Genomic DNA, 763 nt, shown 5'->3' with positions numbered 1-763 from the left:
GCGGATCTGCCGGACGGGCCGGCGACCGTGGTCGACGTGCTGCGGGCGACCGACTTCCTGCTGCCGGCGGTCGAGATCGTCGACTCGCGGATCACCGACTGGGACATCTCGATCGTGGACACGGTGGCGGACAACGCCTCGTCGGGGCTGTTCGTGCTCGGCGATCGGCCGGTGCCGCCCGCCTCGGTGGACCTGCGGGGGTGCGGCATGGTGCTGGAATCGGCCGGTGTGCCGGTGTCGGTCGGCGCCGGGGCGGCCTGCCTCGGTAACCCGGTGCACGCTGTCGCCTGGCTGGCGTCGACCCTGGCCGCCGCCGGGGATCCGCTGCGGGCCGGCGACGTCGTGCTCTCCGGTGCGCTCGGCCCGATGGTGCCGGTCATCCCCGGGGCGGCGTACGAGGCGCGGATCGCCGGGCTCGGCAGTGTGCGGACCAGATTCAGCGCGAAACCGGCCGTCCGGTCGGCCGGCGGCGAGTCAGGGGAGGGGTCGTGATGGGTGTCGGGGTGGCGGTGATCGGGTCGGGCAACATCGGCACCGATCTGATGATCAAGGTGCGGCGGTTGTCGGAGTCGGTGGACATGGTGGCGATGGTCGGCATCGACCCGGAATCCGACGGGCTGGCCCGCGCCCGCCGCCTCGGCGTGGCGACCACCGCCGACGGCGTCAACGGCCTGGTCGCGATGCCCGAGTTCGCCGACGTGCGACTCGTCTTCGACGCCACGTCGGCGGGCGCGCACCGGCGCAACAACGAGATCCTGCAGGC

General features: G+C 73.3%; 1 protein-coding gene and 1 pseudogene. Both read left to right on the top strand.

Annotated features, from left to right (window positions below; all coding sequences use genetic code 11):
• A partial coding sequence (locus tag ACXAHD_RS32275) for a 2-keto-4-pentenoate hydratase (protein ID WP_475055199.1) occupies nucleotides 1-492 on the top strand: 492 nt, incomplete at its 5' end.
• Nucleotides 492-763 (top strand): annotated as a pseudogene (locus tag ACXAHD_RS32270) (acetaldehyde dehydrogenase (acetylating)); the annotation flags it as partial. The gene ACXAHD_RS32275 and the pseudogene ACXAHD_RS32270, both read left to right, overlap by 1 nt.

The organism is Micromonospora sp. ABR4_055 (assembly GCF_056160425.1).
This window is presented reverse-complemented; position numbering and strand designations above follow the sequence as displayed.